20 protein-coding genes are annotated in these 24913 nt (G+C 70.7%); 16 read left to right on the top strand and 4 right to left on the bottom strand.

Annotated features, from left to right (window positions below):
- The first annotated feature begins 189 nt into the window (after positions 1-189).
- From IE660_RS03620 to IE660_RS03610, 3 genes are read left to right on the top strand one after another with little or no spacing between them, the layout of a single operon-like run.
- Positions 190-954 carry a 5-oxoprolinase subunit PxpA gene (locus IE660_RS03620; RefSeq protein WP_203566908.1) on the top strand — a complete coding sequence of 255 codons (765 nt, stop codon included), beginning with the start codon at positions 190-192 and terminating at the stop codon, positions 952-954.
- Positions 954-1577 (top strand): 5-oxoprolinase subunit B family protein, encoded by a 624-nt coding sequence (locus IE660_RS03615; RefSeq protein ID WP_203566907.1) that lies wholly within the window; start codon positions 954-956, stop codon positions 1575-1577. Before IE660_RS03620 ends, IE660_RS03615 begins: the two co-directional genes overlap by 1 nt.
- Positions 1574-2428 carry a 5-oxoprolinase subunit C family protein gene (locus tag IE660_RS03610; protein ID WP_203566906.1) on the top strand — a complete coding sequence of 285 codons (855 nt, stop codon included), beginning with the start codon at positions 1574-1576 and terminating at the stop codon, positions 2426-2428. Before IE660_RS03615 ends, IE660_RS03610 begins: the two co-directional genes overlap by 4 nt.
- Positions 2429-2443: 15 nt before the next feature.
- Here IE660_RS03610 and IE660_RS03605 read toward each other — a convergent pair whose 3' ends face one another.
- A complete protein-coding gene (locus IE660_RS03605) occupies positions 2444-3217 on the bottom strand; it encodes a maleylpyruvate isomerase family mycothiol-dependent enzyme (protein WP_203566905.1) in 774 nt (257 codons plus the stop codon).
- A gap of 510 nt (positions 3218-3727) precedes the next feature.
- Between IE660_RS03605 and IE660_RS03600 the strand changes: the two genes are divergently transcribed.
- The 5 genes from IE660_RS03600 (at position 3728) to IE660_RS03580 (ending at position 10140) form a co-directional block, all read left to right on the top strand.
- Complete coding sequence (locus IE660_RS03600) at positions 3728-4042, top strand: DUF6504 family protein (protein ID WP_203566904.1); 315 nt, start codon at positions 3728-3730, stop codon at positions 4040-4042.
- 11 nt (positions 4043-4053) lie between these two features.
- Complete coding sequence (locus IE660_RS03595; RefSeq protein WP_203566903.1) at positions 4054-4479, top strand: SAV_6107 family HEPN domain-containing protein; 426 nt, start codon at positions 4054-4056, stop codon at positions 4477-4479.
- The gene (locus IE660_RS03590) at positions 4476-8450 is read left to right on the top strand and encodes a DNA polymerase III subunit alpha (RefSeq protein WP_203566902.1); all 3975 of its coding nucleotides are present in this window, start codon (positions 4476-4478) and stop codon (positions 8448-8450) included. Before IE660_RS03595 ends, IE660_RS03590 begins: the two co-directional genes overlap by 4 nt.
- Positions 8447-9637, top strand: a complete 1191-nt coding sequence (dinB, locus tag IE660_RS03585) for a DNA polymerase IV (RefSeq protein WP_203566901.1) — start codon at positions 8447-8449, stop codon at positions 9635-9637. Before IE660_RS03590 ends, dinB begins: the two co-directional genes overlap by 4 nt.
- A 113-nt stretch (positions 9638-9750) precedes the next feature.
- Positions 9751-10140 (top strand): DUF3040 domain-containing protein, encoded by a 390-nt coding sequence (locus IE660_RS03580; RefSeq protein WP_203566900.1) that lies wholly within the window; start codon positions 9751-9753, stop codon positions 10138-10140.
- Positions 10141-10387: 247 nt separating this feature from the next.
- Here IE660_RS03580 and IE660_RS03575 read toward each other — a convergent pair whose 3' ends face one another.
- From IE660_RS03575 to IE660_RS03565, 3 genes are read right to left on the bottom strand one after another with little or no spacing between them, the layout of a single operon-like run.
- Positions 10388-12610: a transglutaminase family protein gene (locus IE660_RS03575; RefSeq protein ID WP_203566899.1), complete on the bottom strand. Its 2223-nt coding sequence runs from the start codon at positions 12608-12610 to the stop codon at positions 10388-10390.
- On the bottom strand, positions 12607-13869 hold the full coding sequence (locus IE660_RS03570; protein ID WP_235997003.1) for a DUF58 domain-containing protein: 1263 nt from the start codon (positions 13867-13869) through the stop codon (positions 12607-12609). Before IE660_RS03570 ends, IE660_RS03575 begins: the two co-directional genes overlap by 4 nt.
- Complete coding sequence (locus tag IE660_RS03565; protein WP_203567003.1) at positions 13869-14789, bottom strand: AAA family ATPase; 921 nt, start codon at positions 14787-14789, stop codon at positions 13869-13871. Before IE660_RS03565 ends, IE660_RS03570 begins: the two co-directional genes overlap by 1 nt.
- Before the next feature lie 341 nt (positions 14790-15130).
- Here IE660_RS03565 and mraZ point away from each other — a divergent pair, with 341 nt between their 5' ends.
- The 8 genes from mraZ to murD all read left to right on the top strand — a co-directional run bounded on the left by mraZ (position 15131) and on the right by murD (position 24904).
- Complete coding sequence (mraZ, locus tag IE660_RS03560; RefSeq protein WP_203566897.1) at positions 15131-15562, top strand: division/cell wall cluster transcriptional repressor MraZ; 432 nt, start codon at positions 15131-15133, stop codon at positions 15560-15562.
- Positions 15563-15737: 175 nt separating this feature from the next.
- Entirely contained in the window at positions 15738-16712 is a 975-nt protein-coding gene (gene rsmH / locus IE660_RS03555; protein ID WP_203566896.1) for a 16S rRNA (cytosine(1402)-N(4))-methyltransferase RsmH, read from the top strand.
- Positions 16709-17365: a hypothetical protein gene (locus IE660_RS03550; RefSeq protein ID WP_203566895.1), complete on the top strand. Its 657-nt coding sequence runs from the start codon at positions 16709-16711 to the stop codon at positions 17363-17365. Before rsmH ends, IE660_RS03550 begins: the two co-directional genes overlap by 4 nt.
- Before the next feature lie 179 nt (positions 17366-17544).
- Positions 17545-19320 (top strand): peptidoglycan D,D-transpeptidase FtsI family protein, encoded by a 1776-nt coding sequence (locus IE660_RS03545; RefSeq protein ID WP_407928986.1) that lies wholly within the window; start codon positions 17545-17547, stop codon positions 19318-19320.
- 2 nt (positions 19321-19322) lie between these two features.
- Positions 19323-20876 carry a UDP-N-acetylmuramoyl-L-alanyl-D-glutamate--2,6-diaminopimelate ligase gene (locus tag IE660_RS03540; protein ID WP_203566894.1) on the top strand — a complete coding sequence of 518 codons (1554 nt, stop codon included), beginning with the start codon at positions 19323-19325 and terminating at the stop codon, positions 20874-20876.
- Positions 20863-22350: a UDP-N-acetylmuramoyl-tripeptide--D-alanyl-D-alanine ligase gene (locus tag IE660_RS03535; protein WP_203566893.1), complete on the top strand. Its 1488-nt coding sequence runs from the start codon at positions 20863-20865 to the stop codon at positions 22348-22350. The genes IE660_RS03540 and IE660_RS03535 overlap by 14 nt, the downstream gene beginning before the upstream one ends.
- Complete coding sequence (mraY, locus tag IE660_RS03530; RefSeq protein ID WP_203566892.1) at positions 22347-23417, top strand: phospho-N-acetylmuramoyl-pentapeptide-transferase; 1071 nt, start codon at positions 22347-22349, stop codon at positions 23415-23417. The genes IE660_RS03535 and mraY overlap by 4 nt, the downstream gene beginning before the upstream one ends.
- Positions 23399-24904 (top strand): UDP-N-acetylmuramoyl-L-alanine--D-glutamate ligase, encoded by a 1506-nt coding sequence (gene murD, locus IE660_RS03525; RefSeq protein WP_407928979.1) that lies wholly within the window; start codon positions 23399-23401, stop codon positions 24902-24904. Before mraY ends, murD begins: the two co-directional genes overlap by 19 nt.
- Positions 24905-24913 lie beyond the last annotated feature (9 nt).

The following is a 24913-nucleotide window of genomic DNA, read 5'->3' as shown; positions in this document are numbered from 1 at the left end:
CCAGGTAGTCGACCAGCCAGTCGTCCAGCTGCGCGAACCGGCGCACATCCAGGCCGACCGTGGCGTACAGCGCCTCGGCGCGCTCGACCACGGCGTCGATGATGCGCTGGTTGCGTGCGTGCAGGTGGTCCACGACTCGTCCTCACTGCCCCGGCGTCGGCAAGCGGGGGTTCGGTGCAGACTACTGCCATGCGCATCGACCTCAACGCCGACCTGGGCGAGAGCGATGCGCAGGCGGGGCTGATCTTCCCCGACGAGCAGATGCTGGCCATCGTCACCTCGGCCAATGTCGCCTGCGGCCACCACGCCGGCGACCGGGACTCGATGCTGGCGACCACCCGCCGCGCCGCAGAACTGGGGGTGGTGGTCGGGGCCCACGTCTCCTACCTCGACCGTGACGACTTCGGCCGACGCCGCATGGACGTCGATGCCCCGATCCTGCACGGCTGGGTGGTCGAACAACTCGACCTGATGGCCGAGGTCTGTCGCCGGACCGGCGCCGTGCTGGGCTACGTCAAGCCGCACGGTGCCCTCTACAACCGGATCGCGGCCGACGACGAGCAGGCGCAGGTGGTGGTCGAGGCAGTTGCCGAGGCCGGTGGAGGCATCGGGCTGCTCGGCCTGCCCGGATCGGCGGTCGAGTCCCGGTGTCGACGGGCCGGGTTGCCGTTCCACATCGAGGCGTTTGCCGACCGCGGCTACGCAGCCGACGGCAGCCTGGTGCCCCGAGGCGAGCCAGGGGCGCTGCTGCACGACCCGGACGAGGTGGCCGCCCGGATCGTGGGTCTGGTCACCCGCGGCGAACTGGCCGCGGTCGATGGGACCGTGCTGCGGGTGAACCCGGACTCGGTCTGTGTGCACGGCGACTCTCCGGGGGCGGTCGAGATGGCCGCCGCAGTGCGCGCCGCACTGACCGCCGCCGGCGTTCACCTCTCTGCCTTCGCGGGGTCCTGATGCGGCTGCTGCCCTGCGGGGATCGCGCGTGGCTGGTCGAACTGCCCGATGCGGCCACCCGTCGCCACTGGGACGAGGCGCTGCGCGCCAACCCCATCGCGGGCGTGCTCGAGCACGTGCCCGCCGCCCGCACGATCGGGGTGCTGCTGGACGGTTCGCGCCCGCTGGCCGAGGTGGCGGCTGACCTGCGTGCCCTCGAGGTCGGGCAGGTCGACGAGGATGCGACGTCGGGGCCGGTGGTCGAGGTCGAGGTGGTCTACGACGGCCCGGACCTCGCCGAGGTCTGCGCCCTGCGTGGCTGGAGCGCCGACGACCTGGTGGTCTGGCACACGAGCCAGGCCTGGACCTGCGACTTCGTCGGCTTCCTGCCCGGGTTCGGCTACCTGCTCGGCGACGGGGAGCCGTTGGCAGTACCGCGCCGGACGAGCCCTCGTCCCCGGGTGCCGGCAGGCTCGGTCGCGCTGGCCGGGGACTTCTGCGCGGTCTATCCCCAGGCCAGTCCCGGTGGATGGCAACTGGTCGGGCGCACCGAGGCGGTGCTGTTCGACGTGACCCGCGAGCCGGCCTCGCTGCTGGCCTCGGGCACCCGGGTGCGGTTCGTCGACGCGGGTGGCCGGCGATGACGCTCCGGGTGGTCGAGCCGGGCCTGCAGTGCCTGGTGCAGGACCTCGGACGCCCCGGCTGGGCCCACCTGGGGGTCAGCGAGGGTGGGGCGATGGACCGCAGCGCACTGCGCCGGGCCAACCGCCTGGTCGGCAACCCCGAGCAGGCGGCAGGGCTCGAGCTGCTGCTGGGTGGGACCAGGTTCATCGCCGAGGACGACTGCCTGCTCGCGGTGACCGGTGCGGTGGCTGAGGTGACGGTCGACGGACGAGCCGTCGACCAGCACCGCGCGGTGATGGTCGCGGCCGGGCAGGAGGTCACGATCGGACGAGCCGTCGCCGGCCTACGCTGCTACCTGGCGCTGCGGGGCGGGATCGAGGCCGAGGCGGTGCTCGGCTCGTGCAGCACCGACCCGGTGACCGGGCTGGGACCAGCGCCGGTGCGAGCCGGGGACGAGCTGGTGGCCGGCGACGCTGGTGGGGCGGTGCCGACCGCCGACCTGGCCCAGGTGCACCTGCCCAGCGCCGAGGTGACCGTGCGGGCGATGCTCGGCCCGCGCCACGACTGGGTCGAACCCGATGACCTGGCCCTGCTCGGGTCACTGGCCTGGCGGGTCTCACCCCAGTGCGACCGGATCGGCATCCGGCTGACCGGGGGCGTGCTGCGACGCCGGGTCACCGACGAACTACCCAGTGAGCTGGTCGTCCGGGGGGCGGTGCAACTGCCACCCTCGGGCGAACCGCTGGTGTTCGGCGCAGACCACCCCACCACCGGTGGCTACCCGGTGGTGGCGGTCGTGCTCGACGACGACATCGACCTGCTCGGACAGGTCGGACCAGGATCCGTGGTGAGGTTCGACCTGCTCAGGTGAGGAGCGCCGCCGACCTCACTGCAGGGGTGCGGCGGCCGCGGTGACCAGGCGGGCCACGGCGTCCTCGTCCCCGCTGGTGACCACCTCCGACGGACGACCCCACATCCACAGGTCGAGTTGCTCGACGGTGCCTGACGCCTCGGCGGTGGGGGCGGGGGAGTCAGCGCCGGCCCGGCGCAGGAACGGCTCGTCGAACTCGTTGCCCGACTGCGGCCCGATGCCGCTCCAGCGGCCGACCTCGACCGTCCAGGTCTGGCCGGTGTCGGTCGCCCGCAGCACCGCGGTGACCGCCGGCGTGAGGGTGGCCCAGTCGGGCACCCCGCCGCGCATCACGTCGATCGAGTGGTCGATGCCCTCGGCGGCCACGGCGGCGGCGATCGGGCTGATCGGCACACCGGCGGTGAGTTCGGCGTCCACCCGGTGGATGGTGGCCTCGTGGGTCTGCATGCGATGGGTGAACCCGACGGTCTGGTCGTCCTCGAACCAACTCCAGGCCTGCTCGTCGTCGCTGCGCTGGCCGAGGGCGTCGAGCAGGGTGTCGGTGGCGTGGGTGCGCAGGTCGAGCAGGGCCTCACGGCCGTCGGGCCGGGGCGGGTTGCCGGCGGCGAAGGCGGCCTCGTCGTCGACCTCGGTGACCCGGTCGCCGATGATCCGTGACCAGAACAGGTGCACCTCGGTGAGGTGCCAGAGCAGGTCGTCGGCGGTCCATTCCGGGCAGGAGGGCACCGGCGCGCCGGCGTCGGTGGTGGCGAGCACGCTCGCGAACCGGTCGGACTCTGTGCGGATCACCCCGTCCCGGTCGATNGAACCGGTCGGACTCTGTGCGGATCACCCCGTCCCGGTCGATGCCGCCGGTGACTGGGCCGCCGGTGACTGGGCCGCCGGTGACTGGGCCGCCGGGGTCGGTACTGCTGGAGTCTGTGGTCATGGGCACACCCTAGGTTGCGGTGGGGACATTTCAGCGACATCGGCGGTGACTTCGTTCGATCCCGCCACAGGGCTGCAAGGGGATCGCCCCGAACGCCAGAACTCCCCCTTGACGAATTGTCGGTGGGTCGGCCTATAGTGGAACACGTTCGAACAGCTGTTCGATTGACTGGTTCACCCGCCAGTCGAACACCCGGGCCGGATCTTGGGGAAGGGCCACCCGGCGAGAACCGTTGGACGAACACCCGGACTGCTCCGGTGCGGATGGCTTCGACCCCCGTCCGCACCGGGGCTTCCGTCGCCTCTGGGTCGACACAGCGAGGCACCCCGAGCGATCCGACCCGTGCGGTCGGCCCCAGGAGGTGGACCACGATGCGTCGACACCACGACCCGGTGCAGGTGCGGCTCGGCCGCGAGGAGGATCCGGTCCAGTTCGTCTGGCGTGAACAACTGTGGCGGGTGCTGGCGGTGGAGTCGCGCTGGATCGAGTCCGGCCAGTGGTGGACCTCGCCGGCGGTCCGCGCCGCACGTGGTGAAGAGCTGCCCGAGGCCGAGAACGACCTGCTGTGCGAGATCGAGGTCTGGCGGGTCGAGGCCGCCAACGGCATGGCCGGCAGCCGCGGCATCTACGAGTTGGCCCACACCTGGAACGACGGCGCCTGGCAATTGCGCACCGTCGTCGACTGAAGGGGCGAGCGATGGACACCGAGCGCACAGCCGCCGACCGGCTGCTGGTCGACCTGACCCAGGTGCGGGCGCTGGTGGTTGAGGCCGAACTGGTCGAGGCCGCCGGGCACCGCTACGTGGCCGCCCACCAGGCCGCCGTGCGGGCCGCCGACCTGGTGCTGCGTGCCCGCACCGGGCGAGGCGTGGCCCCCGGGGTGATCGACCCCTGGGTGCTGGTTGCGCGCTACGCCCCCGAACTGGGGGAGTGGGCCAGCTTCTTCGCCGCCACCTCGGTGCGTCGCCGCCTGATCGGTCAGGGACGAGCCCACGCCACCACCCGCGAGGCCGACGACCTGGTCAGGGACGCCGAACGCTTCTGCACCGAGGTGGAGAGGTGGCTGCGCCGAAGCGGCCGCCGCCCCCGCTGGTTGCACGCGGTCGAGGACGACACGGCATGAACGACCCCTTCGTGCACCTGCGCGTGGCCTCGGGCTACTCGTTGCAGCACGGTGCCTCCCACCCCGAAGCCCTGGTCGCCAAGGCCGCCGAGCACGGCCAGGACATCCTCGCCCTCACCGACCGGGACGGGCTCTACGGCGCCATCCGGTTCGCCAAGGCCTGCCTGGCCCACGGGGTCGCCCCGGTGGTCGGGGTCGACCTCGCCCTGGCCCCGACCGGACGACCGCGGGACCGGTCTCGTCCCCCCACCGCGGTGCGCGGCGGCGAACTGCGCGACCCCCGACTGCCCCGGGTGGTGGCGATGGCCACCTCGCGGCGCGGCTGGGGCAGCCTGTGCCGGCTCACCAGCGCCACCCACCTGACCGGGGTGCGAGGTGAGCCGATCAGTTCGTCCGACCTGGTCGCCGAACATGCCCGCGACGGCGACCTGGTCGTGGTGCTCGGCAGCGACTCACCGTTCGGCGAACTCGTCGCCCGCGGCGAACGACAGCGTGCCCAGCAGGAGTTGCAGGCCTGGGTCGACCGGGTCGGCCCCTCGCAGGTGGTGGTCGCTGCCACCAACCACCGGGTCAGTGGACGCGGCACCAACTCCGCCGCCCAGGCCGGTGCCATGGTCGAACTCGCCGACCGGTTCGGACTCACCGCAGTGCTGACCAACCACGTGCGGATGGCCGAACGCCACCAGGCCGCCACCGTCGACGTGCTCGACGCCGCCCGACGACTCGTCCCTCTCGACCTGCGCAACATCGACCGCCGCAACGCCGAGGGCCACCTCAAGTCGGGCAAGGACATGCTCGAGGTCGCCGAACAGGTCGCCCGCGCCGCCGGACGAGGGTCCTCCGGCACCGCCCAGTTGCTGGGGCAGACCCGCGAACTGGGCCTGCGCTGCCAACTCGACCCGCACGCCGACATCGGTCTCGGCGAGATCCACCTGCCCGAGTTCGAAGTGCTCGGCACCACCGGACGCGAGGCGATGAGCGTGCTCAAGGCCCGCTGCGAGGCCGGCATCGCCGACCGCTACGCCACCGTCACCGACGAACTCACCCGACGACTGGACGAGGAACTGGCGGTGATCGCCCACCTCGGGTTCGCCTCGTACTTCCTCACCGTCGCCGACGTGGTCGAGATGATCCGCGACATGGGGGTGCGCTGCGCCGCCCGCGGATCGGGCGCAGGCAGCCTGGTCAACCACCTGCTCGGGGTCTCCGGGGTCGACCCGCTGGCCAACGGGCTGATCATGGAACGGTTCCTGTCACCGCTGCGGCGGGCACTGCCCGACATCGACCTCGACGTCGAGTCGGCCCGACGCACCGAGATCTACCAGAAGATCTTCGACGTCTTCGGGGGCCAGCGGGTGGCCTGCGTGGCGATGATGGAGACCTACCGGGTGCGCCACGCGGTGCGCGACGTCGGTGCCGCGCTCAGCCTGCCGCCGATGGAGATCGATGCCATCGCCAAGTCGTTCCCCCACAGCCGCGCCCGAGATGCGCGCAACGCGTTGCGCGACCAGCCCGAACTGCGCGCCGCTGGGCTGGCCGAACGTCGTCTCGACGTGCTGTTCGAACTGGTCGAATCCCTCGACGGGCTGCCCCGCCACGTTGCCCTGCACCCCTGCGGGGTGTTGCTCAGCGACGTCACCCTGGGCGACCGGACCCCGGTCGAGGCCAGCTTCGGCGGGTTCCCGATGAGCCAGTTCGACAAGGAGGACGTCGAGGACATCGGGCTGCTCAAGCTCGACGTGCTCGGCATCCGGATGCAGTCGGCGATGGCTCACGCCCTCGACGAGATCGAACGCACCGGGCACCCTCGTCCCGACATCGACGCCCTGGCCCCCTTCGACGACCCCGACACCTACGACATGATCGGCCACGCCGCCACCCTGGGCTGCTTCCAGATCGAGTCACCCGGCCAACGCGAACTGGTCGGCAAGTTCGGGCCCGCCGACTTCACCGACATCATCATCGACATCTCGCTGTTCCGGCCCGGGCCGGTGAAGTCCGACATGGTGGTGCCCTTCCTCAACGCCCGGCAGGGATGGGGCGCACCCCATTACCTGCACCCCGACCTCGCCCCGGTGCTCGCCGAGACCGGAGGGGTGGTGGTCTTCCACGAACAACTGATCCAGATCGTGTCGATCATGACCGGCTGCAGCCTGGCCCAGGCCGACGAGGTGCGCCGCGCCTTGGGCGACATCGCCGGACGACACGACGTGCAGGACTGGTTCATCCCCACCGCCCGCGACCGCGGCTACACCCCCGCGGTGGTCGACAAGGTCTGGGAGGTGCTGGCGGCCTTCGCCTCGTTCGGGTTCTGCAAGGCCCACGCCGCCGCTTTCGCCCTGCCCACCTACCAGTCGGCCTGGCTCAAACGCCACCACCCGGCCCACTTCATCGCCGGGGTGCTCACCCACGACCCCGGCATGTATCCCAAGCGGCTGCTGCTCGAGGAGGCCCGCCGGATGGGCATCCCGGTGCTCGGTCTCGACGTCAACGCCTCCACCGACACCTACCGGGTCGAATGCCTGCACCCCCACGAACGTTGGTCGAGTAGGGAGCGAAGCGACCGTGTCGAGACCACGCGCGACCGTGTCGAGACCACGAGCGACCGTGTCGAGACCACCAGCGACCGTGCCGAGCCCCTCCCCGAACCCGAGCAACCCGGCCTCGAGGAGTCCACCGACGGCTGGGCCGCCGTGCGTCCCCTCGACCACCGCGGACTGCCCGACGACTCCGAGCACGGCATCCGGCTCTCGCTGTCAGAAGTCAAGGGCATCAGCCAGGTCGAGGTGCTGCGGATCGTGGCCGGCCAGCCCTACCACTCGCTGACCGACTTCTGGAACCGTGCCCGGGTCGAAGCCCCCGTGGTCGAACGCCTGGTCAAGGCCGGTGCCTTCGACCGGATGTACCGGGTCGGACGAGCCAGCCAGGTGCAGTCACGCGATCAACTCACCCGCCGCGACCTGCTGCTCAGCGTGGCCGACCTGCACAGGTTGGCCGTGGTCGAACGCCGCACCCTCGCCCGGGGACGAGGCCTGCGCCGCACCAAGCCCCTACCCATGAACGGGGACGACCCACGCGACCTCGCCGCCCGCCAGGCCCAGGGTGAGGTGGTGCCGTCGCGGGTGGCCGAGTCGTTCACCGGCGTCCAACTCGCGCTCGACTTCGATGCGGGGGATGACCCCCTGCACCCCCACGCGGGGGATGACCCCCGGCACCCCCCGACAGACCATGCCGTCGGCCTGCCGCCGACCCCTGCTGACGTCACCGCGTCGCGGCTGCCCGAGATGAGTGACTCCGAACGCCTCGAGGCCGAACTCGACATCCTCGGACTCGACGCCAGCCATCACATCGTCGACTTCCACCGCGACTTCCTCGAGGCCCTGGGCACCACCTGGTCGACCGACCTGATCAGGCAACGCTCCCAGGCCGACCTGCTGGTGGCCGGGGTCAAGGTCGCCACCCAGACCCCACCGATCCGCAGCGGGCGCCGCGTGGTCTTCCTCACCCTCGACGACGGCACCGGCCCGGTCGACGCCACCTTCTTCGAGGACGCCCAGGGTCCCTACGCCCACACCGTGTTCTCCAGTTGGTTGCTCGTCGTCCGCGGAGAACTGCGCCGCACCGGCCCTCGCGGGATCTCGTTGCGAGCCACCGGCGCCTGGGACCTGCAGGTGCTGCACCGCTGCTGGACCGACGAACTCGCCCAGCACGGTGACCGCGACCAGGCCATGTCGGCCGTGCTCGACCTGGTCAACGCGGTCCCTGCCGGCGCGATCGCCCCCCAGGCCTCGGCACCCCGCCTGGTCGACGCCCCCACCCACACCTCGGGCGGGATGGGACCGCGGCGCGTCCTCGTCCACGCCTCCGGGTTCAAGCAGTCGCCCTATGCCGACGTCAAGCCCGCCGGCACCCCCGCCGACCAGGCCCCCCGCAAGCTGTGGCACTCGTCCCCGGGTAGCTCGGGACGATGACCCCCACCCCCGCGCCAGCTGCGCCCGGCTCTCGCAGCATCCTCCACGTCGACATGGACGCCTTCTACGTCTCGGTCGAACTGGCCCGTCGTCCCGAACTGCGCGGACGACCGGTCTGGGTCGGGGGAGCCGAGCGGGGAGTCGTCCTGGCCGCCAGCTACGAGGCACGCCAGTCGGGGGTGCGTTCGGGCATGCCCAGTTCACGCGCCCGACGGCTGTGCCCCCACGGGGTGCCCATCCCGCCCGACCACGACACCTACGCCGAGGTCAGCAAGGGAGTGTTCGCGATCTTCTCCGGCATCACCGCCCAGGTCGAACCGATCTCGATCGACGAGGCCTTCCTCGACGTCACCGGAGCCCAACGGCGACTCGGACCCGCCCGCGAGATCGCCGAACTGATCCGCATCCAGGTCGCCGACGAACAACAGATCACCTGCTCGGTCGGGCTGGCCCCCAGCAAGTTCGTCGCCAAGATCGCCTCGGGCCAGGCCAAACCCGATGGCCTGATCGAGGTCTCACCCCACCAGGTCACCAGCTTCCTGCACCCGCTGCCGGTCGAGACCATCTGGGGCGTGGGGGAGTCCACCGCCGCCAAGCTGCACAGCCTCGGCCTGACCCAGGTCGGCCACCTCGCCCACACCTCGCGCAGCACCCTGCAACGAGCGCTCGGCATGCACCAGGGCACCTGGCTGCACGACCTGGCTTGGGGACGCGACGCCCGCACCGTCGCCACCACCGCCGTCGAACGCAGCATCGGCGCCCAGGAGACCTTCTCGCGCGACACCGACGACGCCGAGGTGGTCACCACCGAACTGCTGCGGATGGCCGCCCGCACCGCCTCACGGATGCGTCAGGCCGAAGTGCTCGGACGAGCCGTCTCGATCTCGGTGCGGTTCGCCGACTTCACCACCATCACCCGCACCACCCAACTCGCCACCCCCACCGACGTCACCGACGAGATCTACGCCGCCGCGCTGCGCTGCTGGACCAAGCTGCACCTGCAGCGCGCCCGGATCCGCCGGGTCGGGGTACGGGCCGAGCACCTCGTCGACGCCGACGAGGCCTTCCAGCAGTTCACCCTCGACGCCCCCGAACGCGGCATGCGTGAGGCCGAACGCGCCGCCGACGCTGCCGTCGCCCGGTTCGGGCCCCACGCCGTGCGCCGAGCCCGGCTGACCACCCGGTAGGGGGGCTACAACAGTCGGTTCGCACCAGCCCTGTTGTGCGACCGCCCAGCGACCTACACTGGAGCGACCACCCCCGAGCAACGGGGGCAACTGGGCAAAGGGGGTCAGGAATCGTGGCACTGTCCGACGAGGAACAGCGACTGCTCCAGCAGTTGGAGGCGTCGTTGGCCAAGGACGACCCCAAGCTCGCCCACACCCTGCGCGGCACCCGTCCACGGACGATGGTCAGCGCCCGCACCACCGCCCTCAGCGCAGTCGGATTCGTGCTCGGACTGGGCTTGCTGGTCGCTGGCATCTCGATCCACTGGTCGGTCAGCGTCGTCGGATTCCTGATCATGCTGGCCTCGGCCCTGGTCGGCCTCGGCGCCTGGAAGGCCGGCGATCCCGACCCGGACAGCCCTCCACCCACGGTGCCGACCTCGTCGGCGCCCACCGGATCGTCATCGCCGTTCATGGACAAGCTCGAGGAGCGCTGGCGTCGCCGCCAGGACGAGGGCTACTGAGCTGAGGCATTGACGCGGGGGAGCACCCCCTGCAACCCCGGTTGCGGGGAACCCCGGAGGCGTCGTCCGATCATCGAGCTCCACCGGGCTATCGGCTGACCACGAGGAACAACGTTTCCGGAATTGCCGCGATGACGAGGCAATGGCCGAAACCCCGATCAGGCCGCGCCCCAAGCCTGCCCGACCCCACCCACAGCGTCCCCCACCGCGACTTCGTCACAGCGCGACCCGGGCGCGGGGCCGCTGATCAGCGCCCGAAGTGCGCCATCAGGTTGCGCCACAGCGAGGCCGGTGCCCACTTCATGGCGAACTGACCCGCGCGAGTCTGGCGCAACCGAAGTTCGCTGCTGACCGTGCGCACGTCGTCCACCAGTCCCTGCGGCACCGAGCCCAAGGCGCGGGCGTAACGCGAGCGCTCGACCGCGTCGGCCAGACGGCCGATTGCGGCAGTCGAGTTCTCCGACAGGCCCATCGACAGGACGGCTGCCCGCTCCCGGGGCGAACCCGACGGCCAGCGCTCCCGTGCGTCCCAGAAGGTGTCACGCAACTCCGCCCACGCGGCCGCGACCTGTTCGTGCGGATCGGTCACCGACTCACCGAAGCGGCGCCGGCGCACCAGCATGCGGGCCAGCCCGGGCACAGCCGCGACCGCCAGCACCGCAGCCAGGATGCCCAGCCCGGTCAGCACCTGACGCCACGGGAAGCCACCGCCCTCGGTGGGCAGCGGGTCGTCGCCCATGTCGATGCTCGGACCGGCCGTCGGGATCTCAGCCGTGTTGGACGAGGAGGTGGCGCTCGGCGAGGCGCTCTGCGAGGCCGACGGGCTCGGGTCGACGTCGCCCGAGGTCACCGTCCACTCCGGGGCGTCCGCGACCGCGCTGGTCGGCTCGAAGCGCACCCACCCGAAGCCCTCGAAGAACAGCTCGGGCCACGCGTGCATGTTCTTGGCCTGCACCTGCCAGGTGTCACCCTCCTGGGTGCCGGGCAGGAAGCCCACCGCCACCCTGCTCGGGATGCCCTCGATGCGGGCCATCAGCGCCATCGCCGAGGCGAAGTGGATGCAGTAGCCGGCCTTGTCGCGCAGCAGGAAGTTGCTCATCACCTCGTAGCCGTCACCGGCTGGGGCCTGGGTGGAGTACTGGAACTGGCGCGGGTCGCGCAGGAAGTCCTGGATCGCCGCCGCCTTCAGCACGTCGGTCGGCGCGTCCTTGGTGACCTCGGCGGTCAACTCGATGATCTCCTGCGGCACGTCCGACGGCAACGCCTTGGTGATCGCCGAGTCGGGCGGAGTGCCCGCCCTCGCCTGCGAGAACGCCGCCGGATCCGGGGTGTTCGGCACGCTGGTCACGCGGTAGGTGATGTTGCGGGTGGCGGTGGAGTTGTTGTCGGCGGTCGAGACCATGGTCAACGTCCGCGGGTCGTAGCCCCAGGGCCCCTCGACGGTCACGTCGGTGGGGGCGTAGGGCACCGGCAGGTACTGGCTGGAGAAGTCGCCGGTGGTGATCTCGCTGGTCACCGTCGGCGACGAGGCCGACGTACCGGACGGACGCCCGGGGGACGACCCCTGCCGCAGGTCCATCGTGGTCAGCTTCCACCCGGAGCGGTCCATCACCGGCAGCGCGGTCATCCGCAGGTACTCACCGGTCTGGCTGGTGGTGCGGTAGGTCACCACCACACGCTCGGACTGCTGGGCCAGGTTGCGGTTCAGTTCGACGGTGGGGTCCTGCAACTGGATCGGCCCGCTGCCCCGAGGACGCTTGGAGTCGATGTCGAGGCTGCCCAGCGCCGGCAGCACCGCACCCAGCAGCAGCGACAGTGCGATCGCGGGCACCCCGACCACAGTCGCCATGCGCCAGATGCCCGACTGGCTGTGACTTCGGGCGGCATTGTCCTCGGCCAGGTTCCTCGTCCAGCCGGCCAACTGGTTGAGCGAGTCGGTGGCCATCACCACCAAGTAGGCCAGCGCCAGCGGCACGAAGGTGCGCCAGCTCACGTCACTCGGCAGCGCGAGCGCGGGGATCGCATAGAGCGTGAGCAGGGGGGCCAGCGACCACGCCGGGGTCGCCAACGAGATCACCAGGATGTCGGCAATGATCGTGATCAGTCCCACCAGCAGCACCAGCAGCCAGCGCACGCCCGGGCTCGGTGACATGGGGGCCGACGAGGTCTGGATGTGCAGCAGGCCCTCGAGGTAGAGCTGCCACAGCTGCGACAACCAGTTGCCCGACTCGGGATTCGCGCCGAGCCCCAGCCCCAACCCGATGCCGACCAGCACCAACAACTGCCACAGGTGGATCAGCCAACTGGTGATGCCGAAGCGGCGTGACAGGGCCGAGATCGCCATGATCACCGCGATCACCGGCACCACGACGAACAGCATGCCCCGGTCGCTGGTCAGCTCGAACAGGGTCAGGGTGGCCAGCGTCATCGCCACCCCCAGCGCCAACGCGAGGCGATCGGTCGACTTCACAGCGAGGCTCCCATCCGGTCGAGGGAGCGCCATGCCTCGTCGACGCCCATGGAGTGCTTCACGTCGACCACGCGCCAGGCGTGCCGGCGCAGCAGGTCGATCGATGCCTGGTGTTCATCGGCCTGCTCGGGAGTGCCCCGGAACCGACGAGCGGTGAAGGTGTCGACGTCGAGCACGAGCGCCAGCCCCTGCGAGCGGCGGGCCCGCATCGTCACCAGCGCCTGCACGTCGGCCTGGGTCAGTCGTCCCATCACCGCCACCATCATGTCGCCGGCCTTGTACTGGCCACAGGCCTCGGTGGCCACCTTGAGGTCGGTGGTCTGGCTGAAGTCCTCATCGGTCATCGCAACCAGCAGCGCCTCACGGGCAGCGGCGGGGTCCTGGCTGGACGCCTCCAGCAGTTGGCCCTCGCAGTCGACCACGGTCGTGCGGAACCCGGAGCGGATCATGTGCATGCCGATGCTGGCCAGCGCCGAGACCGCCCACTCGAAGGAGTTCTCCCGTCCCTGCCCCGCGTGGGAAGCCGGACGATTGTCCAGGAACAGCGTCGCCGCCGGGTCCCAGGCCTGCTCCTCGCGGCGCACCATGATCTCGTCGCGTCGGGCGGTCGAGCGCCAGTGGATGCGGCGTACGTCGTCACCGGCGCGGTACTCACGCACCAGCACGTCGTCCTGGCCGACCAGGCCGATCTTCTGCGGGGTCGACTCGCCACTCTGCCCACTGCCCGGCGCGGTGCTCATCGACGACAGCGGCACCACCCGTGGGGTGATCATCACCTCGCGCACCGAGCGGAACCGGCGATCGATGTGGGCCAGGCCGAACGGGTCCTGGGCACGCACCAGCAACGGCCCCACGGTGTAGCGGCCGCGGGCCAACCCCACCAACGGGTAGCTCACTCGCCGGGTCCACTCGCCGGTGAACTGGTGCACCGTGAACCGAGGACGACGCCCCAGCTCGCGCGGCACCGTCTCTTCGAAGCGCAGCAGGCCCAGCGGCCACTGGTCACGCTTGGTCAGGTCGAGGTGGGCGATCAGGCGCTCACCGATCGCCGTCCGGCCGGGCTCGAGGCGACGCTCACAGGCCAACTGCATCCGTGAACGACCGACGACCACCACCGCAGCCACGGGCAGCAGCACCAGCAGCGCGAACAACCAGACCAGGTCGCGCTGGCCGAACGACATGGCCGCGATCGTCCCCACCACCCCGGCGACCAGGAAGGTCCACCCTCGGGCAGTGAGCAGTTGCCAAGGCTTGAGCATCACCTGCGATCAGGAATCTCCACCGAGGTGACCGCGGCGTCGACGATCTCGTCCACGCTGCGGCCGTCGAGCTGCGAGGCCGTCGACGGCAGCACGCGGTGACCGAGCACCGGCCCGGCCAAGCGCTTCACGTCGTCCGGGATGGCGTAGTCGCGGCCGGACAGCGCGGCGAACGCGCGCACGCCACGCAGCAGGTGCAGGCTGGCGCGCGGCGATGCGCCCAGACGCAGGTCGGGATTGTCTCGGGTCGCGCCGATCACGCTGACGATGTAGTCCTTGACCGCCGGAGCCACGTAGACCTGCTTGACGATCTCGATCAGGCGAATCACCTCGTCGGCGTCGGTGACCGGCTCGAGCTGCCGCAGGGGGTCACGCGCCCCGTGGCTGTCGAGCATGTCCAGCTCGGACGCCTTGGTCGGGTACCCCATCTGGATGCGGGCCAGGAAGCGGTCACGCTGGGCCTCGGGCAGCGGGTAGGTGCCCTCCATCTCGATCGGGTTCTGCGTGGCGATCACCATGAACGGCGCCGGCAGCTGGTGGGTCACACCGTCGGCCGAGACCTGGCGTTCGGCCATGGCCTCGAGCAGCGCCGACTGGGTCTTGGGTGAGGCGCGGTTGATCTCGTCGCCGACCACGATGTTGGCGAAGATGCCGCCGGCCTTGAACTCGAACTCCCGGGTGACCTGGTTGAACACGCTGACACCGGTGATGTCGCTGGGCAGCAGGTCGGGGGTGAACTGCAGCCGCCGCACGGTCGAGTCGATCGAGCGGGCCAACGAGCGGGCCAGCATCGTCTTGCCGACACCGGGCACGTCCTCGACCAGCAGGTGGCCCTCGGCCAGCAGCACGGTCAGGGCCAGGGTGATCTGGTCGGACTTGCCCTCGATCACGCTCTCGATGGCGCCGCGTACCCGGCCCATCACCGTCACGACGTCGTTGACGTCGACCCGGTCGTCGGCGGTGGTGGCCTGGTTCTGATCGGTCACAGGTTCTCCTCGGTTCGTCACCGACCACGGGCGCGGCCTACGACAGGACTGGCGGTCGTGCGTTGAGCAACAGGCATCAGGGAGCCTGCAGCAGCAGGACACGCCCCACAGCCTAACGGTTGGCCACAACCCGGCTGGACGAGCGGGTGGCACCGATCACGACCGCGGTGGAGAAGTCGGCGGGTCAAAGGAGTGGAAAGTGGAGCGAAGTGGAGTACTGTGGGGCCAGGTGGAGCGGATCGGCGCTTCTGTCAGCCAACGGGAGGGGTCCAGGCATGTTCTTGGGGACCCATACTCCGAAGCTTGACGAGAAGGGTCGGTTCTTCCTCCCGGCGAAGTTCCGCGAAGGACTGGCCGAGGGGCTGGTGATCACCAGGCAGCAGGAGCGCTGTCTGGCCATCTACCCCACGGAGACGTTCGTCGCACTGGCACAGCGGGCACAGAGTGCCCCCAGCACGGTCAAGCAGGTGCGTGACTACCAGCGCATGCTGGCCGCTGGGGCCTCGGACGAGGTGCCGGACAAGCAGGGACGGGTCACCATCCCGCCGACCCTGCGCAGCTACGCCGGGCTCGACAAGGAGATCGTCGTGATCGGGGCGGTCAATCGGGTCGAGGTCTGGGACGCCACCACGTGGCAGACGTACTCCGTCGAGCAGGAGGCGGCGTACGCGGAGATGAACGAAGTGGTCTTCCCCCTGGGGGAGTGACCACGGGAGCGAGGCAGGCCGTCTGCGCGGCGTGGCTCCATCCCGATGCCGGGCCCCCTGGCGCACCTTCCCCGGTGCCAGGTGGCCGGGCATGGGGCTGGAACCAGGCTGCACAGCCGGTGCAGTGGCAACGACGACGAGTCAGTGGGATGGGGTCGACACGGTGGTCAGCGACATGGCGCAGCCCGAGCCGCATGATGCGGCCGCGGCGCACGTGCCGGTGATGCGTGACCGCATCGTCGCCATCCTCAGCCCTGCGCTCGATCGTCCCGGCAGCGTTCACGTCGACGGCACCCTGGGCATGGGAGGGCACGCCGAGGCGATCCTCGAGGCCCACCCGACGTGTCGGGTCGTCGGCATCGACCGTGACCCCCAGGCCCTGGCCATGGCCGGTGCACGTCTGGCTCGCTTCGGCGACCGGGCCACGCTCGTCCACGCCGTCTACGACGAACTGCCGCAGGTGCTGGACGACCTCGGCCTGCGCCGTGTCGACTCGGTGCTGCTCGACCTCGGCCTGTCGTCGCTGCAGATCGACCGCACCGACCGTGGCTTCGCCTACGCCACGGACGCACCACTCGACATGCGGATGGACTCCTCGTCCCCGCTCACGGCGGCGGTCGTGGTCAACACCTATTCGGCCGCCGACCTCACCCGGATCCTGCGCACCTTCGGCGAGGAACGCTTCGCCGACCGGATCGCCCGCCGCATCGTCCAGGCCCGCGCCGAGGCACCGTTCGACCGCTCCGCCCGCCTGGTGCAGGTGATCAGCGACGCGATCCCGATGGCCGCGCGCGCCACCGGTGGTCACCCGGCCAAGCGCAGCTTCCAGGCTCTGCGCATCGAGGTCAACGCCGAACTCGAGGCACTCGAGGGCGTGCTGCCGGCCGCCATCGACGCGGTCGCCGTGGGTGGACGAATCGCCGTGCTCGCCTACCACTCGCTCGAGGACCGGCTGGTCAAGAACGCCTTCCGCGACGCCACCTCAGACCACGCCCCGGCCGGGCTGCCGATGGTCCCCGACCACCTGCGCGCCCAGTTCACCAACCTCACCCGAGGAGCCGAACGACCCACCCCCGACGAGGTCGGGCAGAACCCCCGGGCGGCCTCGGCCAGGTTCCGGGCGATCCAGCGCACCAGGGAGGCCGCATGAGCGCGCTCAGGAACTTCTGGCCGATCGCGGCCAAGCCCGAAGCCAAGCCCGAGGTCAAGCAGCGTCCGGCACTCAAGGCGGTGCCGACCCCCCGGCGTGCCCCGCTGGCGCGACTGCCCTTCCTGGCGATCCTGGGTGGGCTGTTGGCGCTCGGCATGGTGGGACTGGTGGTGCTCAACACCGCCATCCAGTCGCAGGCCTCAGAACTCGCCCGGCTCAACGGCCAGGCCTCCCGGCTGGGCAACGAGCAGGCCGCCCTCACCGTCCAGGTGCAGTGGCTGCGCTCGTCCTCACACCTCACCCAGGCCGCGCACGCGCTGGGCATGCGCCCCAACCCGCACCCGGCGTTCATCGTCCTGCCCGATGGCAAGGTGCTCGGCACCCCCAAGCCGGTCACCGGCAAGGAGATGCCCGACCAGACCTACAAGACCTGGCAGCAACTGCAGGCCGAGCAGGAGGCCGCGCGAGCCAAGGTCGCCGCCGAGGCCAAGGCCAAGGCCGATGCGGCAGCCAAGAAGAAGGCCGAAGAAGCCAGGAAGAAGGCTGAAGAGGCCAAGAAGAAGGCCGAGGAGGCCAAGAAGAAGGCCGACGCGAAGAAGAAGGCCGACGCGAAGAAGACCGCCAGTCCGACCCCCACCCCCGGAGGACGCTGATGAGCGATCGCCCACCCGCCAGGCGAAACCAGCCCAGGCCGCGCCCCCAGACCGCTCGGGGCAGCGCGAGCCGTTCGTCCTCGTCGAGGACGGGCACCCGCCCGACCCGTCCCGCTGGGCGCCCAAGCGGGCGCAGTGCGTCGTCTCGGCGTGTGCACCGCCCGGCCTTCAGGCTGCCGCTGGCCAAGCCGGAGCGCCGCCTCAACGTGGCGCTGGTGGTGCTGATCGCGGTGATGGTCGCCTTCACCGGTCGTGCCTTCGTGCTGCAGGCCTGGGACGCGCAGGCCTATGCGGCCGAGGCCGCCGCGAAGATGAAGGCCTCGAACACCCTGGTCGCCCAGCGCGGCCAGATCACCGACCGCAACGGTCAGGTGCTGGCCGCCACCCAACCCGCGGTCCGCGTGGTCGCCGACCCGCTGATGATCTCGCGCAACGGCGTGGACTCCCGGATCACCATGACCAAGAAGCAGAAGGCCAAGGCCGAGGCCGCCCCGGGCGAGATCGCCACCATCCTGGCCAAGTACCTCGGTGGTGATGCGGCCGAGTACAAGGCCCAACTGACCGACCTGTCGCGCAAGCACTACGTGGTGATCGCCCGCCAGGTGCCGGCCTGGACCTACCAGAAGATGCGCCAGGAGATCGCCGACGGCGGCTGGCTCGGCATCTACAAGGAGGACGACCCGATCCGGATCTACCCGGCCGGCGACGTGGCCAGCAACGTGGTCGGCTTCATGAACGCCGAGGGCAAGGGTGCCGGCGGCCTCGAGTACTCCCTGGACGCCCAACTCACCGGGATCGACGGCAAGGAGGTCTACGACTCCTCGTGGAACGGCCGGATCCCGCTGGGCACCAACACCCTGGTGCCCGCCCAGGACGGCACCAGCTACACCCTCACCCTCGACTCCGAGATGCAGTCCATGGTCAACCAGGCGCTCTCGGCCGGGGTGAGCAGGGCCGGTGCCAAGCACGGCACCGCCATCGTCATGAACGTCAAGACCGGCGAACTGCTGGCGCTGTCGACCACACCCGGCTTCGACTCCAACAGCCCCGGCACCGCTGATGCGGCCAACCTGGGCAACCGCGCGGTCTCGTCCCCCTACGAGCCGGGATCGGTGCAGAAGGTCATCACCATGGCCGCGCTGGCCGACCAGGGCCTGGTCACCCCCGACACCAAGGTCGAGATCCCCTCGCGCCTGGCGAGCGGTGACGGCCGGATCAAGGACGCCTACGAGCACGGCACCATCCACCTCACCGCCCGCGGGGTGGTGGCGAACTCGTCCAACATCGGCACCGTGCTGCTCACCCGCCAGATGCCCAAGAACCAACTGCGCGACTACCTGCTCGCCTTCGGGCTGGGCAGTCGCACCGGCATCGGCCTGCCCGGTGAGTCGGCGGGCTGGCTGCCCCCGACCCAGATGCCGGACTACTCCCGAGACCAGATCGCCTTCGGCCAGGGCCTGTCGGTCACCGCGGTGCAGGAGGCGGCCGCCGTCGCGGCGATCGCCAACGGCGGGCTCTACAACGCCCCCACCCTGATCAAGTCGGCCACCGACGGCCAGGGCAAACCGGCCGCGGTGCCCAGCACCGAACCCCGCCGGGTGATCTCGCCCGAGGCAGCCGGGCAGGTGATGGAGATGATGGAGTCGGTCATCACCCTCAAGGACGCCCGCAAGCTCGACAACTACCGCTGGGCGGGCAAGACCGGCACCGCGCAGCGGGTCGACCCGACCTGCTCGTGCTACCGCGGCTACACCGCCAGCTTCGTCGGCGTCGCCCCCGCCGAGGACCCCCAGATCCTGGTCTACGTGGTCATCGACCAGCCCACCCGCGGCACCGACGGCTCCGCACTGGCACTGCCAGTGGCCCAGCAGATCATGAACCTGGCCCTGCCGCGCTACGGGGTCGTCCCCTCGACCACCCAGCCCCCCAAGGGCAAGCTGACCTACGAGCCGTGACCATGCTTCGCCCGACCCGGACCGAGCCCACTCGGCTGGCCGACCTTCTGGACGGGTTGGTCACCTTTGACCAGACCGCCCTCGACCAGGGCGTCGGCGACCTCACCGTCACCGGCATCGGCCTCGACTCACGGGCCAGTTCGGCCGGAGACCTCTACGTCGCGCTGCCCGGCAGCCGTGCCCACGGTGCGGTGTTCGCCACCTCGGCCCAGCAACGAGGGGCGGTGGCCGTGCTGACCGACCCAGCCGGACGAGCCCTGGTCGCCGACCAGGGCGATCCGCTGCCGGTCGTGACGGTGGACGATCCGCGGGCCGCCATGGCCGAGGTCGCGGCCCGGCTGTACCGGCGTCCGTCGTCAGCGATGGAGATGTACGGCATCACCGGCACCAACGGCAAGACCACCACCGCCTTCCTGGTCGAGGCCGCGCTCACCCACCTGGGCGCCACCACCGGGACGATCGGCACCATCGGCTTCCGGATCGACGGGCGGCCCCTGCACTCGGGTCGCACGACGGTGACCACCCCGGAGTCGGTCGACCTGCAGGCACTGCTCGCGGTCTTCGTCCAGGAGGGCGCCCGCGCCTGCGTGATGGAGGTCAGCTCGCACGCCCTGGCCCTGCACCGGGTGGACGCCTGCGAGTTCGACGTCGTCGGCTTCACCAACCTCGGCCGCGACCACCTGGACTTCCACGCCGACCTCGACGACTACTTCGAGGCCAAGGCCACCCTGTTCGCTCCCGGTCGGTCGCAGCACGCCGTGGTGATGGTCGACGACGAGCACGGACGAACGCTCGCCGCCCGCATCCGCGAGGCCGGTGCACCAGCGGTGACCACGGTCGGCAGCGCCGAGGGTGCCGACGTGCGCATCGTCGAGCACGACGCCATCCCCGGCGGTGGTTCGCGCATCGTCCTCGACCACCGCGGCGACCACGTGGAGTTCACCATCGACCTGCCCGGCGAGCACAACGTGCGCAACGCGGCGCTGGCGCTGGCCATGGTGGCCGCCTCCGGCCACCCCATCGACCGGGCCGCAGCCGGTCTGGCCCACGCCCAGGTGCCCGGCCGCATGCAGCGCATCGACCTCAAGCGAACGGGACGGCCGGCCCCGAGCGTCGTGGTCGACTTCGCCCACACCCCGCAGGCCATCGCCGAGGCGGTCCGCCTCGCCTCGGCCTTCCGCCGCACCGCCGTCGTGGTGGGTGCCGGGGGGGACCGTGACCGGGCCAAGCGCGCGCCGATGGGTGAGGCGGCCGCAGCAGTCGACCTGGTGGTGGTGACCGACGACAACCCACGCACCGAGGACCCTGCCCAGATCCGCGCCGAGGTGGCCTCCGGCGCCCGCAACGGACGAGCCGAGGTGCGTGAGGTGGACGACCGCCGCGCAGCGATCGCCGAGGCACTGGCCTGGGCCGGGCCGGACGACCTGGTGCTCGTCCTCGGCAAGGGCCACGAGACGGGGCAGCAGGTCGGCGACCAGGTGCGTCCGTTCGACGACGCGGCCGTCGTCGCCGAGGTCTGGAACGAGATCGCAGGAGGTGGCGATGCGCACCCATGACCTGGCCGAACTCGCCCGCGTCGTGGGCGCGCAGGCGCCGTCGGAGCAGGAGCACGACCTGCTGGTCGGACCCGACGTGGTGATCGACTCGCGCCGCGCGACGCCCGGGGCGCTGTTCGTCGCCCTGCCCGGCGAGCACGTCGACGGCCACGACTACGCCGGTGCCGCCGCCCAGGCCGGTGCGGTGGCGGTCCTGGCCCAGCGACCAGTGGCGGCCGACGTGGCCACGCTGGTCGTCGACGACGCGGTCGAGGGACTGTCGCGGCTGGGTCGCCATGTCGTGTCGGAGGCCAAGCAGCGTGGGCTGAAGGTGTTCGCCCTGACCGGCTCGTCGGGCAAGACCAGCACCAAGGACCTGCTCGCCCAGGTGCTCGAGGCCCACGGCCCGACCGTGGCACCGGTCGGCTCGTTCAACAACGAGATCGGCGTGCCGCTCACCGCCTGCCGGGTGGACGAGCACACCCGCCACCTGGTTTCGGAGATGGGTGCCCGGGGCCCTGGCCACATCGCCTGGCTGTGCTCGATGACCCCACCCGACATCGCTGCGGTGGTCAACGTCGGCACCGCACATCTGGGTGAGTTCGGGTCGGTCGAGGGGATCTCCGCCGCCAAGGGTGAACTGGTCGAGGCCCTGTCACCGCAGGGGTGGGCCGTACTCAACGCCGACGACACCGCCGTCGCCGCCATGGCACAGCGCACCCAGGCCCGGCTGGCCTGGTTCTCGGTCGGCGACCAGCGTCCGGACCCGGTCTCGAGCACCGACCTGTGGGTGCAGGCCGCCCGGGTCGAGGCCGACGACCTGCAGCGCCACGATTTCGACCTCGTCGTCCACCACCCCGACGGCGTGGACGCCACCACCCACCGCGTGAGGCTGCCGCTGATCGGTGCCCACCACGTCGCCAACGCCGCTGCCGCGGCCGCGATGGCGATCGCCGGGGGAGTCGACCCCGCCCTGGCCGCCCAGGTGTTGGGCCGGGTCGAGGTGCGCAGCCGCTGGCGGATGGAACTGCTCGAACGTCTGGACGGTGTCGCGATCATCAACGACGCCTACAACGCCAACCCCGACTCGATGGCCGCCGCACTGCACGCCGTGGCCGCCATCGCCCGCGCCCGGCGCTCCACCACCCCCATGGCCCGAGCGGTGGCCGTCCTGGGCGACATGCTCGAACTCGGCGCCGACGCTCCAGCGCGCCATCGTGAGGTCGGACGACTGGCCGCCACCCTCGGGTTCGACGAGGTGTGCGCCGTCGGTGAGTGGGCCGACGAGGTGGTGGCCGGGGCCACTGAGTGCGGGGTGTCGGCGCGGGTGGTCAGCCGGGACGAGGCTTCGTGGCTAGATTTGCGCGTGGGTGACGTGGTCGTGGTCAAGGCCTCCCGAGGTCTGGCGCTCGACGAGGTCGCCGAGGCGTTGGCCCGTCCGCGGGGCGACGGGCCGACGACTGGGGCCGAGTTCGAGGGTGGAGGACAGCTGTGAAGAACATCCTGCTGGCGGGCGGGTTGGCCATGATGGTCACCCTGTTCGGCACGCGGTCGCTGATCAAGTTCCTGGTCAAGCGTGGCTACGGGCAGTTCATCCGCGACGACGGCCCCACCACCCACCACACCAAGCGTGGCGTGCCCACCATGGGCGGCCTGGTGATCATCTTCGCCGTGCTGTTCGGCTACGGCATGGCCCACCTGATCACCTGGAGCCGGATCACCCTGTCGGCCGTGCTGGTGCTCTACCTGTTCGCCGGGCTCGGGGTCATCGGCCTGCTCGACGACTGGGCCAAGATCCGCAACCAGCGCTCGCTGGGGCTCAACGCCAAGGGCAAGCTGCTCGGCCAGATCTTCGTGGCCGCCTCGTTCGCCGTGCTCGCCCTCAACTTCCCTGACGCCCGCGGCCTCACCCCGGCCTCGCAGGCGGTCTCGTTCCTGCGTGACATCGACTGGTTGGTGCTGCCGCTACCGCTGGCGGTGCTGTGGTTGATGGTGCTGATCGCCGGTGCGTCCAATGCCGCCAACCTCACCGACGGCCTCGACGGGTTGCTGTCGGGTGGGGCGACCATGGTGTTCGCCGCCTACGTGATCCTCAACGTGTGGCAGTACAACCAGTGGTGCGGCCGCACCTCGACCGCTGGTCCGCTGTGCTACGAGGTGCGCAACCCCTATGACCTGGCCGTGGTGGCGATGGCCTTGGCCGGGGCCTGCTTCGGCTTCCTGTGGTGGAACGCCAAACCGGCCAAGATCATCCTAGGCGACACCGGGTCGCTGGCCATCGGCGGCGCGCTCGCCGGCTTGGCGATCATGAGCCGCAGCCAGTTCCTGCTGGTGATCATCGGCGGACTGTTCGTCATGGAGACCCTGTCGGTGATGCTGCAGGTGAGCTGGTTCAAGCTCACCAAGGGCAAGCGGCTGTTCAAGATGACCCCGATCCACCACCACTTCGAACTGCTCGGCTGGGCCGAGATCACCGTGGCGGTGCGGTTCTGGATCATCTGCGGCCTGTGCGTGGCCGCCGGGTTGGGCCTGTTCTACGCCGAGTGGGTGGCCGGCCAGTGACCCGACTGTCGTGGTTGGCCGAGGCCGACCGCCGTTCCCCGTGGTCGCAGGCGAGGGTGGTCGTCGCCGGCCTGGCCCGCTCGGGCATGGCAGCGGCCGACGCCTTGGTCGAGGCCGGTGCCACGGTGATCGTCCTCGACGAGGCCTCCGACGAGGCCACGGCAGAACGCGGCCGGATCCTGGAGTTCCTCGGGGCCGAGGTCGAGCTCGGTCCCGGCTCGACCGCCACCCTGCCCGACGAGGTCGACCTCGTGGTCACCTCACCCGGATGGCGTCCCACCGCGCCCCTGCTGGCCCAGGCCGCCGAGCGTGGCGTCCCGATCTGGGGCGAGACCGAGCTCGCCTGGCGCTTCATGCACCCCGACCAGGTGGTGCCCTGGCTGGCGATCACCGGCACCAACGGCAAGACCACCACCACCCAGATGCTCGAGTCGATCCTCGCCGCCGCAGGACTGAAGGTGGCCTGCGTGGGCAACATTGGTCGTCCGGTGATGGAGGCGGTGCTCGACGAGGTGGCCTACGACGTCTTCGTCGTGGAACTGTCCAGCTTCCAGTTGCACTGGTCACCCTCGCTGCAGATGCACTCAGCAGCGGTGCTCAACCTGCACGACGACCATCTGGAGTGGTACGCCCACGCCGACGACCCGGCTGCCGCCTACGCCGACGACAAGGCCCGGATCTACCACATGGTGCGCCACGCCTGCGTCTACAACGTGGCCGACCCAGCCACCGAGCACATGGTCGAGGAGGCCGACGTCGTCGAGGGGGCACGCGCGATCGGCTTCACCCTGGGCATCCCGGGCCCGTCGATGCTCGGGGTGGTCGACGACCTGCTGGTCGACCGGGCCTTCGTCGAGCAGCGCCAGACCTCGGCGCTGGAGCTGTGCAAGGTGACCGACGTGCAGCCCGCGGCCCCGCACAACGTCGAGAACGCCCTGGCTGCCGCGGCGCTCGCCCGCAGCTTCGGGGTGCCCGCGACCGCCGTCGGACGAGGCCTGCGCGCCCTCGAACTCGGTGGCCACCGCATTCAGACCGTGGCCGAGGCCGACGGCATCACCTGGGTCGACGACTCCAAGGCCACCAACCCGCACGCCGCCAACGCCTCGCTGCAGGCCTACCCCTCGGTGGTCTGGATCGCCGGCGGGCAGGCCAAGGGGGTCAGCTTCGACCAGCTGGTCACCGACAACGCCTCGCGGCTGCGGGCCGCAGTCCTGCTGGGCGTCGACCGGCACGTGGTGGCGGCGGCACTTTCCCAACACGCCCCCGATGTCCCGGTGATCATCATCGACACCGCCGACACTGGAGCAATGGCCCACGCGGTCGAGGCGGCAGCCGGTCTGGCCCAGTCGGGTGACACCGTGCTGCTGGCCCCTGGCTGCGCGAGCAAGGACATCTGGTCGGGATACGACGCACGCGGTGACGACTTCGCCGCTGCCGTGCGGGCACTCCTCGACCAGGACGACGACCGGCACGACACCGACAACTGACGAGGAGGG

This window comes from Aestuariimicrobium ganziense (assembly GCF_015352975.1).
Taxonomy (GTDB): Bacteria; Actinomycetota; Actinomycetes; order Propionibacteriales; family Propionibacteriaceae; genus Aestuariimicrobium; species Aestuariimicrobium ganziense.
This window is presented reverse-complemented; position numbering and strand designations above follow the sequence as displayed.

What these genes read in the sequence shown, in the direction of transcription:
- rsmH (WP_203566896.1), top strand. Translation starts at nt 15,738, where the DNA reads ATGGCGCAGCCCGAGCCGCATGATGCGGCCGCGGCGCACGTGCCGGTG.
- dinB (WP_203566901.1), top strand. Translation starts at nt 8,447, where the DNA reads ATGACCCCCACCCCCGCGCCAGCTGCGCCCGGCTCTCGCAGCATCCTC.
- IE660_RS03600 (WP_203566904.1), top strand. Translation starts at nt 3,728, where the DNA reads ATGCGTCGACACCACGACCCGGTGCAGGTGCGGCTCGGCCGCGAGGAG.
- IE660_RS03595 (WP_203566903.1), top strand. Translation starts at nt 4,054, where the DNA reads ATGGACACCGAGCGCACAGCCGCCGACCGGCTGCTGGTCGACCTGACC.
- IE660_RS03535 (WP_203566893.1), top strand. Translation starts at nt 20,863, where the DNA reads ATGCGCACCCATGACCTGGCCGAACTCGCCCGCGTCGTGGGCGCGCAG.
- IE660_RS03615 (WP_203566907.1), top strand. Translation starts at nt 954, where the DNA reads ATGCGGCTGCTGCCCTGCGGGGATCGCGCGTGGCTGGTCGAACTGCCC.
- IE660_RS03610 (WP_203566906.1), top strand. Translation starts at nt 1,574, where the DNA reads ATGACGCTCCGGGTGGTCGAGCCGGGCCTGCAGTGCCTGGTGCAGGAC.
- IE660_RS03590 (WP_203566902.1), top strand. Translation starts at nt 4,476, where the DNA reads ATGAACGACCCCTTCGTGCACCTGCGCGTGGCCTCGGGCTACTCGTTG.
- mraZ (WP_203566897.1), top strand. Translation starts at nt 15,131, where the DNA reads ATGTTCTTGGGGACCCATACTCCGAAGCTTGACGAGAAGGGTCGGTTC.
- IE660_RS03540 (WP_203566894.1), top strand. Translation starts at nt 19,323, where the DNA reads ATGCTTCGCCCGACCCGGACCGAGCCCACTCGGCTGGCCGACCTTCTG.
- IE660_RS03570 (WP_235997003.1), bottom strand. Translation starts at nt 13,869, where the DNA reads ATGCTCAAGCCTTGGCAACTGCTCACTGCCCGAGGGTGGACCTTCCTG.
- IE660_RS03620 (WP_203566908.1), top strand. Translation starts at nt 190, where the DNA reads ATGCGCATCGACCTCAACGCCGACCTGGGCGAGAGCGATGCGCAGGCG.
- IE660_RS03550 (WP_203566895.1), top strand. Translation starts at nt 16,709, where the DNA reads ATGAGCGCGCTCAGGAACTTCTGGCCGATCGCGGCCAAGCCCGAAGCC.
- IE660_RS03565 (WP_203567003.1), bottom strand. Translation starts at nt 14,789, where the DNA reads ATGGGCCGGGTACGCGGCGCCATCGAGAGCGTGATCGAGGGCAAGTCC.